Genomic DNA, 10,618 nt, shown 5'->3' on the forward strand with positions numbered 1-10,618 from the left:
GCGGCGTGGTGAGCGTCTTCCTCGTCCTGGTGGCGCTGTTCTGGCTGATGCCGACGATCGGCCTGCTGTTCTCGTCGCTGCGCAGCCCCACCGACATCGCGGAGACGGGCTGGTGGAAGGTCTTCACCGCCCCCTCCGAGCTCACCCTCGACAACTACGCCAACCTCCTCGACAACAGCACCATCGTCGATTCCCTGCTCAGCACCGTCATGATCACCGTCCCGTCGACCGTCCTGGTCGTGGTGATCGGCTCGCTGGCCGGTTACGCCTTCGCGTGGATGGACTTCCCGGGCCGAGACTGGTGGTTCCTGGTGGTCGTCGGCCTGCTGGTGGTGCCGGTGCAGGTGGCACTCGTACCGGTGTCCGAACTCTTCGGCAAGATCGGAATCTTCGAGACCACGGCCGGTGTGGTCCTCTTCCACGTCGCCTTCGGCCTGCCGTTCGCGATCTTCCTCCTGCGCAACTTCTTCGCGGAGATCCCCAAGGAACTCCTGGAGGCGGCGCGGCTCGACGGAGCGGGCGAGATCCGGCTGTTCACCCGCGTCGTGATGCCGCTGGGCGGTCCCGCCATCGCCTCGCTCGGCATCTTCCAGTTCCTCTGGGTCTGGAACGACATGCTGGTCGCGCTGATCTTCGCCGACTCGGCCAACCCGCCGATCACGGTGGCGCTCCAGCGCCAGGTCCGCCAGTTCGGCAACAACATCGACATCCTGGCGCCGGGCGCGTTCATCTCGATGATCATTCCGCTGATCGTCTTCTTCGCGTTCCAGCGCCAGTTCGTCAACGGCGTGATGGCCGGCGCGGTGAAGTAGCCCCCTCACCACCCCAACGGCGGCCCGCTCCCCCAGGACCGGGCCGCCGCACCGCGTCCGGGGCCGGCTCAGGCCCGGAGCGCGGCCACCGCCGACTGCGCGAGGCCGTCGAGGTACCCGGCCGGCAGGGCACCGCGCACCACCACGAGCCGCCAGTACAGCGGCCCCACGATCAGGTCGAGAGCACGGTCCACGTCCGTCTCCTCGGGCAGTTCGCCGCGCGCGACCGCGTCCCGTACGACGGCGGCGGCGACGCCGTGCTGTCCGTCGAGAAGAGCCGCCCTGATCGCGTCGGCGATCTCGGGGTGGCGCGTGGCCTCCACCAGCAGGTCCGGGACGACCTGCGAGGCGACGGGGTGGCGCAGTGCGTGGGCGGCCACTTCGAGCAGGGCGCGGACGTCGCCGTACAGCGAGCCGGTCGCGGGTGCGGGCAGCCCCTCGGCCGCCACGGCGGAGACAAGGTCGAGGACGAGGGCGAGTTTGGACTTCCAGCGACGGTAGACGGCCGTCTTGCCGACGCCGGCCCTGCGGGCGATGCCCTCGATCGACATGCGGGCGTACCCGACGGCTGCCAGCTCCTCGAAGACGGCGGTACGGATCGCCTCGGTCACGTCCTCCCGGAGCACGGCGGCTCCGGCGGGGGCTCGGCGCGGTGGTGTGGTCGGTGGCGGGTCGGCGCTCATGCGGCCCAGCATAGCGTCACGACGGAACGGTTGCGTAGCGACGCACTCCGCCCTACTGTCGCCGTAGCGACGATACGGACCCGTCCCGTCGCGCTTTCCCTCGCTCCCGTCGAAAGCCGCCGATGTGACCCTGACCGCGACACCGCCCGCCTCCGATCCGGGTGCCAGACCCCACCCCGGCCTGGCCGCCCTCGCGGCCCGCCACGGTCTCGCCGCCAGCGGCGCCCGACCCAGCCTCCCGGAGTACACCCGGCGCCTGTGGGGCCGCCGCCACTTCGTCACCGCGTTCGCCACCGCCCGGCTGACGGCCCAGTACAGCCGGGCCAGACTGGGCCGGCTCTGGCAGATCATGACGCCGCTGCTCAACGCGACGGTCTACTACTTCGTCTTCGGCGTCCTGCTCCGCACCAAGGAAGGCGTCGCCGACTTCGTGCCGTTCCTGGTCACCGGCGTCTTCGTCTGGACGTTCACCAGCAGCACCGTCCTGGCCGGCACCCGCGCCCTGACCGGCAACCTGGGACTCGTCCGCGCCCTGCACTTCCCCCGCGCCGCGCTCCCCGTCGCGTACGCCGTCCAGCAGCTCCAGCAGTTGCTCTTCTCGATGGCCGCGCTGACGGTGATCCTCTGCTGCTGCGGGCAGCTTCCCCGGCCGTCCTGGCTGCTGGCACTGCCCGCGCTCGGCCTCCAGGCCACGTTCAACACGGGTCTGGCGCTCGTCATGGCGAGGCTGGCGTCCCGGACGCCGGACATCGCCCAGCTGATGCCCTTCGTCCTGCGCACCTGGATGTACGTCTCCGGCGTCATGTGGAGCGTCGGCCACACCGTGCGGGGCGACGAGGTGCCGCACCTGGCGGCCGTGGCCCTGGAGTGGAATCCGGCCGCGCTCTACATCGACCTGACGCGCTTCGCGCTCATCGACAGCTTCACCGCCGACCAACTGCCCCCGCACGTCTGGGCCGGTGCCGCGTGCTGGGCGCTCCTGGCGGGCGTGGGCGGCTTCGTCTACTTCTGGCAGGCGGAGGAGACGTACGGCCGTGGCTGAGGAACAGGACGCACGCACGCCCACCGTCATCGCGGACGACGTCCACATCACCTACCGGGTGCACAGCGGGCGCACCGCGCGCGCAGTGCACGCTGTCAAGGGCGTCACCTTCGTCGCGCACCAGGGCGAGGCCATCGGACTCATCGGCTCCAACGGGTCCGGGAAGTCGACCCTCCTCAAAGCGGTCGCCGGACTGCTCCCGCCCGCGCGTGGCCGGATCTACACCCGGGGACAGCCCTCGCTCCTCGGCGTCAACGCCGCGCTGATGAACGACCTGACCGGCGAACGCAACGTCGTCCTGGGCGGCCTGGCGATGGGCATGACGCGCCGGCAGATCCGTGAGCGCTACCAACGGATCGTCGACTTCTCCGGCATCGACGACAAGGGCGACTTCAGCACGCTGCCCATGCGGACGTACTCCTCCGGTATGGCCGCCCGCCTGCGCTTCTCGATCGCCGCCGCCAAGAGCCACGACGTACTCATGATCGACGAGGCGCTCGCCACCGGTGACGCCGCCTTCCAGCGCCGCAGCAAGGCCCGCATCGCCGAGCTCCGTGCGACGGCGGGCACCGTGTTCCTGGTCAGTCACCACCACAGGACCGTCACCGAGACCTGCGACCGGGCGCTCTGGCTGGAGGCCGGGGTGTTGCGGATGGACGGGCCGGCGGCGGATGTGGTCGCCGCCTACGAGGCGGACGCAAAGGCAAAGAAATAGGGCCAAGAATGGCTAAAGTGCGCCTTGATGACGACCGAACAGATCCCGGCCTCCGACGCGCGGACCACCCCCGGCTCCCCCGGGTCGGCGGCCGCCGCCCGCCGGTTCGCCTGCGGGCTCGGCGTCGTCTGGGTCGCCACCCGGCTCGGCATGCTCGCGCTGCTCGCCCAGCCCCTCGCCGCGTTCGACGTGGGGACGATCAGCGGTGAGGTCCACCAGATCTACTACGGCTGGTACGGACAGCTCGCCCGGGGCGGCTTCCCCCTCGACGACGTCATGTGGCAGTACCCGCCCGGAGCGGCCCTGGTGATCCTCGGGCCGGGCGCGCTGCCCTGGCTCACGTACTTCCAGGCGTTCCTCGTCCTCACCCTCGCCGCCGACGCGCTCCTCGCCTGCGCCCTCGCCCGCGCCGGACTGCGGCCCGGCCGCCGCACGGACGGCGCCTGGCTGTGGGTGAGCGCGCTGCCGCTGCTCCTGCACCTGCCCCTGGTCCGGTACGACGTCCAGGTCACCGCGCTCGCCGTACTGGCCCTCCTCGCCCTCCAGCGCCACCCGCGCGTCGGCGGCGCGCTCGCCGGGCTCGGTGCGACGGTGAAGGTCTGGCCGGTTCTCGCGCTGCTGGGCGCGCCCCGCGGACGTGCCACCCGGGACGCCTGGCTGTCCGCCGCCGCCGGTGCGGCCGCGTTGCTCGCGGTCCTCGCGTTCGGCTTCTCGCACCCCCTGGGGTTCCTGCGCCAGCAGGGCAGCAGAGGCGTGCAGATCGAGTCGTTGGCCGGAACCGCGCTGTCCCTGGCCCGGCTGGCGGGCTGGCCGGGAACGGTCGAATACCGTTACGGCGCGATGGAGCTGACCGGGCCGTACGTCCCGGCCCTCGCCCACGCCTCCCTCGTCCTCACCGCCGCCGCCTTCTGCTGGCTGCTGCTCTGGCGGATCAGGGCCCGCCGCTGGACCTCGGCCACGCCCTTCGACGCGGCGCTGGCCGCCGTGCTCCTGTTCACCGTCACCAGCCGGGTGATCAGCCCGCAGTACTTGGTGTGGCTGCTCGGCCTGGCCGCCGTCTGCCTCACCTCGCGCGCCACCACCCAGCGCCCGGTCGCCGCCCTGCTGCTGCCGGCGGCCGCCCTGAGCGCGCTCGCCTACCCCGTGCTGTACGACGACGTGGTCTCGGGCACGCCGCTGGGCTGCGCGCTCATGGTCGTACGGAACCTTCTGCTGCTGGCCGCCGCCCTGCTGTCCTGCCACCGGCTGTGGGCGTCGTCGAGAAGTGCGGGAGTACGGGAAAAGGGGCGCCCCGCACCGGAATGACCCGGTGCGGGGCGCCCCCCAGGAGCGATCAGACGCGCGTGCGCAGCATCGTGCGCATCGTGCGCATGGCCACCGAAAGGTTCGCCAGGTCGAACGCGTCCGAACCCTGGATCTCCTCGAGCGTCGTACGCGCGCGGCCCAGGATCGCGGCGTTCTTCTCCTCCCACGCCGTGAAGCGCTCCTCCGGCGAGGAAGCCCCGTTGCCCACGGACAGCACGTCCTGCGTCAGGCCGGCGTGCGCCGCGTACAGGTCCTCGCGGATGGAGGCGCGGGCCATGGACTGCCAGCGGTCGGCCCGCGGCAGCTCGATGATCCGGTCCATGAGCTGGGTGATGGACAGGCGGTCGGCCAGGTCGTAGTACACCTCGGCGACCTGCATCGGCGTCTTGCCGGTGCGCTCCGCGATCGCGACGATGTCGAGCGTCGGGAAGGCCGAGGAGAACCCGGCCACCCGCAGCGCCAGCTCCTCGGGGACACCCGCGTCGGTCAGCTCGCCGAGGATGCCCTGGTACCACTCCAGGTCCGCGCCGCGCAGCAGCTTCGGCAGCTCGTCCCAGACCCGCGCCACACCGTCGCTGAAGAACTCGATCGTCTCGGCGAGCTCCAGCGGCTGCGGCCGGTTGCCCAGCAGCCAGCGCGTGCCGCGCTCGACGAGGCGGCGCGAGTGCAGCCGGATCCGGGTCTGCACGTCGGCCGCCACCGTGTTGTCGAGCACCTCGACCGCGTCCCAGACCTCGCTGAGCCCGAAGATCGCGCGGGCCGCGAACTGCGCCCGTACGATCTCCTCGATCGACGCCCCGGTCTCCTCCCGCAGCCGGTGCAGGAAGGTCGAGCCACCGGTGTTCACGGTGTCGTTGACCAGCACCGTCGTGATGATCTCGCGACGCAGCGCGTGCGCGTCGATCTGCTCGCCGAACTGCTCGCGCAGCGCCTTGGGGAAGTACGCGTGCAGCAGGGTCCGCAGGTGCGGGTCGTCCGGAAGGCCGGTGTGGATGAGCTCGTCCGCCACCGTGATCTTGGTGTACGCCATGAGGACGGCGAGCTCCGGCTGGCTCAGGCCGCGGCCCGCGCTCAGCAGTTCCCGGATCTGCCGGTCGGTGGGCAGGAACTCCAGCGGGCGGTTCAGGTGCCCGTCGCGCTCCAGCCGGCGCATGAAGCGCTGCTGGGCGTGGAGCAGGGAGGGCGCCTGCGTGACGGCGTTGGCCAGCGCCGTGTTCTGCGCGTAGTTGTTGCGCAGGACGAGCGAGCCGACCTCGTCGGTCATGGTGGCGAGCAGCTGGTTGCGCTGCTTGACGGTCATGTCGCCGTCGGCGACGAGCCCGTTCAGCAGGATCTTGATGTTCACCTCGTGGTCGGAGGTGTCCACGCCCGCGCTGTTGTCGATGGCGTCGGTGTTGATCCGGCCGCCCTCGCCGCCGGCGCCGCGCCGGGCGAACTCGATGCGGCCGAGCTGGGTCGCGCCCAGGTTGCCGCCCTCGCCGACGACCTTGACCCGCAGGTCCTCGCCGTTGACGCGGATCGCGTCGTTCGCCTTGTCGCCGACGTCGGCGTTCGACTCCGCCGAGGACTTGACGTACGTACCGATGCCGCCGTTCCACAGCAGGTCGACCGGCGCCTGGAGGATCGTCCTCATCAGGTCGGCCGGGGTCATCTTGGTGATGCCCCGCTCGATGCCGAGCGCCTCGCGGATGTGCGCGTTGATCGGGATCGCCTTGGCGCTGCGCGGGTGGACGCCGCCGCCCGCCGACAGGAGATCCGTGTTGTAGTCGGCCCACGACGAGCGCGGCAGCTCGAACAGACGGCGGCGCTCGGCGTACGACGTCGCCGCGTCCGGGTTCGGGTCGATGAAGATGTGCCGGTGGTCGAAGGCGGCCACGAGGCGGATGTGCTCGGAGAGCAGCATGCCGTTGCCGAAGACGTCGCCGGACATGTCACCGACGCCGACGACCGTGAAGTCCTCGTTCTGCGTGTCGTGGCCGAGCTCGCGGAAGTGCCGCTTGACGGACTCCCACGCGCCGCGGGCGGTGATGCCCATGCCCTTGTGGTCGTAACCGACCGAGCCACCGGAGGCGAAGGCGTCACCGAGCCAGAAGTTGTACGCGACCGCGATCTCGTTGGCGATGTCGGAGAAGGTCGCGGTGCCCTTGTCGGCGGCGACGACGAGGTACGTGTCGTCCTCGTCGTGGCGCACGACGTTCTTCGGCGGCACGACCTCGCCCGCCACCATGTTGTCGGTGATGTCGAGCAGCGCCGAGATGAAGGTTTTGTACGAGGCGATGCCCTCGGCCATCCACGCGTCACGGTCGACGGACGGGTCCGGCAGGTTCTTGGCGACGAAGCCGCCCTTGGCGCCGACCGGCACGATGACGGTGTTCTTCACCATCTGCGCCTTGACCAGGCCGAGCACCTCGGTACGGAAGTCCTCACGCCGGTCGGACCAGCGCAGACCACCGCGGGCGACCTTGCCGAAGCGCAGGTGGACGCCCTCGACGCGCGGCGAGTACACCCAGATCTCGTACGCCGGGCGGGGCGCGGGGAGGTCCGGGATGGCCTGCGGGTCGAACTTCATCGACACGTAGCCGTGCGGCTCGCCGGTCGCGGTCTTCTGGAAGAAGCTGGTGCGCAGCGTCGCCTTGATGACGGTCAGGAACGACCGCAGGATCCGGTCCTCGTCGAGGGAGGCGACCTGGTCCAGCGCGCCGTCGAGCTCTTCGAGCAGCCCGTCGGTCAGCTCGGTGCCGGCGATCTGCCGCTCGGGCGACATCCGCGCCTCGAAGAGCGAGACCAGCAGCCGGGTGGTGTGGACGTTGTTGCGGAGGGTGTCCTCCATGTAGTCCTGGCTGAAGGTCGAACCGGCCTGACGCAGGTACTTCGCGTACGCGCGCAGCACCATCGCCTGCCGCCAGTCGAGACCGGCGCTCAGGACGAGGGCGTTGAAGCCGTCGTTCTCGGCCTGTCCGGTCCACACGGCGGAGAACGCTTCCTGGAAGCGCTCGCGGGCGTCGTCGGCCAGGTGGCCGTCGTTGCCGTTCGACTTGGGCATGCGCAGGCCGAAGTCGTAGATCCAGGCGTGCGTACGGTCGGCGCAGCGCAGCTCGTACGGGCGCTCGTCGACGACCTCGACGCCGAGCCGCTGGAGCACGGGCAGGACGGCGGACAGGGAGACCTGCTCGCCGATCCGGTAGATCTTGAAGCGGCGCTCGTTGGGTCCGGCGCCCACCGGCTCGTACAGCGACAGCGAGAAGCTGTTGCGGCCGTGCGTCAGCTGTTCGAGGTGGACGAGGTCGGCGACGGCGGCGCGCGGCGAGTGGTCGGCCTTGTAGCCCTCGGGGAAGGCGTGACCGTACCGGCGCAGCAGTTCGGCGGCGCGCTCCTCGCCCAGCTCGGCGTTCATGGCGTCGGAGAAGCCGTCGGCCCAGGAGCGGGCGGCGTCGACGAGCCGGCCCTCGATGCGCTCGGTGTCGGCGTCGGTCAGGGTCGGCAGCTCGGTGCCGGCCGGGACGCGGACGACGAAGTGCAGGCGGGAGAGGATCGACTCGGTGTTCCAGGCGGTGAAGTCGACGCTGGTGCCGCCGAGCTCCTCCTTGAGGATGTCGATCAGCCGCAGCCGCACGCTGGTGGTGTAGCGGTCGCGGGGCAGGTAGATGAGCGCGGAGTAGTAGCGCCCGTACTCGTCCTGACGCAGGTAGAGGCGCAGCCGGCGCCGCTCCTGGAGGTAGAGCACGCTGGTCACGATGGACGTCAGCTGGTCGACGGGCGTCTGGAAGAGCTCGTCGCGCGGGTACGTCTCCAGGATCTGGAGCAGGTCGCGGCCGTCGTGGCTGTTGGGCGAGAAGCCCGCCTTGTCGAGGACCTCGGCGACCTTGCGGCGGACGACCGGGACGCGGCGTACGGACTCGGTGTACGCGGCCGAGGAGAACAGCCCGAGGAAGCGGCGCTCACCGACGACGTTGCCCTCGGCGTCGAACTTCTTCACGCCGACGTAGTCGAGGTAGCTGGGCCGGTGGACGGTCGAGCGGCTGTTGGCCTTCGTCAGGACGAGCAGCCTGTGCTCGCGGGCCTTGGCGCGTACGTCGGCGGGCAGCCGGCTGAAGGACGGGCTGACCGGGTGGTCCTCGTCGCCGCTGTGGTGCGGGTCGGAGCGCAGGATGCCGAGGCCGGTGCCGGGGACGGCGGACAGCGCGTCGTCCTCGGTCAGCTCGTACTCGCGGTAGCCGAGGAAGGTGAAGTGGTCGGCGGACAGCCAGCGCAGCAGCTCGCGGGCCTCGTCGACCTCCAGGTCGCGCAGGTCGTCGGCGGTGGGCTCGCTCGGCAGCTCCTCGGCGATGCGCAGCGCCGAGTCGCGCATCTTCTCCCAGTCCTCGACGGCCTCGCGGACGTCGTTGAGGACACGCAGCAGGTCGGCGGTGATCTGCTTGAGGTCGGAGCGGTCGGTCTCGCGGTCGATCTCGACGTGGATCCACGACTCGACGCACGCGTCGTGCGGGAGCTTCTCGTCACGGCGGCCGCTGTCGGCGGGCAGCACCTCGACCAGCCTGCCGGTGACGTCACGGCGCACGGTGACCTGCGGGTGGATCACGACGTGGATGCCGCGGCCCTGGCGGGACAGCTCGTTGGTGACCGAGTCGACGAGGAAGGGCATGTCGTCGGTGACCACCTCGACGACGGAGTGGCTGCAGGTCCAGCCGTTCTCCTCCACCGTCGGGGTGTGCACCCGGACGTTGGCCGTGCCCTGCGGGCGGTTCTCCGCCAGCCGGTAGTGCGAGAGCGCCGCACCGAAGACGTCGACCGGGTCGCGGTCGGCGAGGTCCTCGGGTGCCGTGTGCAGGTAGTAGCGCTGGAGGTACGCGAGCAGCGTGTCCCGGTCGGGAGTGCCTGCACTCGTGGACCCAGTCGAAGGTTGCCCCCCGGCCGGGCTGTTCTCAGCTACCCGGGCCGCCCGTACGAGCAGCTCGGCCTTGGCTTCGTCCAGCTTGGTCTGCATGTCCTCTGGCTCCTGTCGCGCGCCGTTGCGTGACGTAGGTGAAGAAAGGTGACACAACGCCACGACGCGGGTATCCGGTCAGTGTCGACGTTATGCCGCGGTGAGAGATACCCATGACGTTATTGGCCAATTTTGACGGCCGGTCGGGGTTTCGGGGATCAGCGATTCCCCGGGCACGAAAGTGCTCCGGGCGCATGCCGGGGGCTTCGCTGCCCCCGAGGGCTATCGCGCTGATCACGGCACCAGGCTATCCCGCCGCACCGGGGGCCCGTCATGTCCGATCGGTGTACAAAAGCAGCCCGGAAGTTTGACACTCTGGACAGCGACGGCCGACGCGAAGCCTCCTAGGGGGCCCGGCGGGGCTCCTTGGCAAACCGTGCCGGCGGGTGCACGTTGAAGCGGTCGGCACGAAACCGGCCGCCCGAGGGGAGCACACAGCCATGGCACCCAAGATCCTCGTCGTCACCGGCGACGCGGCAGAATCGCTGGAAGTCCTCTACCCGTACCAGCGCCTGCGGGAGGAGGGGTACGAGGTCCACATCGCGGCCCCGGCCCGCAAGAAGCTCCAGTTCGTGGTCCACGACTTCGAGCCCGGCTTCGACACCTACACGGAGAAGCCCGGCTACACCTGGCCCGCCGACCTGGCGTTCGCCGAGGTCGAGCCCAGTCAGTACGCCGCCCTGGTGATCCCCGGCGGACGGGCGCCGGAGTACCTGCGCAACGACCTGGAGCTCCGCAAGATCCTCAAGTCGTTCTTCGACTCGGACAAGCCGGTGGCCCAGATCTGCCACGGCCCGCTGCTGACGGCCGCCGTCGACGGCCTCGCCGGCCGCCGGGTCACCGCCTACCCGGCACTGGAACTGGACATGCAGTCCGCCGGGGCGACCTTCCAGGACGCGGAGACGGTGGTCGACGGCATCCTGGTCTCGGCGCGTGCGTGGCCGGACCATCCGACGTGGATGCGCGCGTTCCTGAAGGTACTCCGTGACAAGGGCATCACGCCGTAAACCCCGGAACCCGGCCCGCTCGGCGCAAGGGGGCGGATCGGCGTGCGGGGGCCGGGCTTACGCACGCCGA

Annotated in this window: 7 protein-coding genes; 5 read left to right on the plus strand and 2 right to left on the minus strand. The window is 70.6% G+C overall.

Translation table 11 applies throughout. From position 1 onward, the window contains the following. The coding region (locus E2E34_RS25510; RefSeq protein ID WP_138904262.1) for a carbohydrate ABC transporter permease at nt 1-812 on the plus strand (812 nt) is incomplete at its 5' end. A gap of 68 nt (nt 813-880) precedes the next feature. Here the strand turns inward: E2E34_RS25510 and E2E34_RS25515 are convergent. After that, a complete protein-coding gene (locus E2E34_RS25515; protein WP_244316083.1) occupies nt 881-1,495 on the minus strand; it encodes a TetR/AcrR family transcriptional regulator in 615 nt (204 codons plus the stop codon). Between the two features lie 124 nt (nt 1,496-1,619). Between E2E34_RS25515 and E2E34_RS25520 the strand changes: the two genes are divergently transcribed. From E2E34_RS25520 to E2E34_RS25530, 3 genes are read left to right on the plus strand one after another with little or no spacing between them, the layout of a single operon-like run. Next, on the plus strand, nt 1,620-2,537 hold the full coding sequence (locus E2E34_RS25520; protein ID WP_138904264.1) for an ABC transporter permease: 918 nt from the start codon (nt 1,620-1,622) through the stop codon (nt 2,535-2,537). Beyond that, a complete protein-coding gene (locus E2E34_RS25525; protein WP_138904265.1) occupies nt 2,530-3,252 on the plus strand; it encodes an ABC transporter ATP-binding protein in 723 nt (240 codons plus the stop codon). Before E2E34_RS25520 ends, E2E34_RS25525 begins: the two co-directional genes overlap by 8 nt. 27 nt (nt 3,253-3,279) lie before the next feature. Continuing rightward, on the plus strand, nt 3,280-4,557 hold the full coding sequence (locus E2E34_RS25530; protein WP_138904266.1) for a glycosyltransferase 87 family protein: 1,278 nt from the start codon (nt 3,280-3,282) through the stop codon (nt 4,555-4,557). 28 nt (nt 4,558-4,585) lie between these two features. Here E2E34_RS25530 and E2E34_RS25535 read toward each other — a convergent pair whose 3' ends face one another. Next, nucleotides 4,586-9,541: an NAD-glutamate dehydrogenase gene (locus tag E2E34_RS25535; protein WP_138904267.1), complete on the minus strand. Its 4,956-nt coding sequence runs from the start codon at nt 9,539-9,541 to the stop codon at nt 4,586-4,588. A 440-nt stretch (nt 9,542-9,981) separates the two neighbouring features. On the opposite strand from E2E34_RS25535, the gene E2E34_RS25540 reads away from it, so the two are divergent. After that, a complete protein-coding gene (locus E2E34_RS25540; RefSeq protein ID WP_138904268.1) occupies nt 9,982-10,548 on the plus strand; it encodes a DJ-1/PfpI family protein in 567 nt (188 codons plus the stop codon). Nucleotides 10,549-10,618 lie beyond the last annotated feature (70 nt).

The sequence above is a fragment of the Streptomyces albidochromogenes genome (assembly GCF_005981925.1).
Taxonomy (GTDB): Bacteria; Actinomycetota; Actinomycetes; order Streptomycetales; family Streptomycetaceae; genus Streptomyces; species Streptomyces albidochromogenes.

What these genes read in the sequence shown, in the direction of transcription:
- E2E34_RS25515 (WP_244316083.1), bottom strand. Translation starts at nt 1,495, where the DNA reads ATGAGCGCCGACCCGCCACCGACCACACCACCGCGCCGAGCCCCCGCC.
- E2E34_RS25530 (WP_138904266.1), top strand. Translation starts at nt 3,280, where the DNA reads ATGACGACCGAACAGATCCCGGCCTCCGACGCGCGGACCACCCCCGGC.
- E2E34_RS25535 (WP_138904267.1), bottom strand. Translation starts at nt 9,541, where the DNA reads ATGCAGACCAAGCTGGACGAAGCCAAGGCCGAGCTGCTCGTACGGGCG.
- E2E34_RS25540 (WP_138904268.1), top strand. Translation starts at nt 9,982, where the DNA reads ATGGCACCCAAGATCCTCGTCGTCACCGGCGACGCGGCAGAATCGCTG.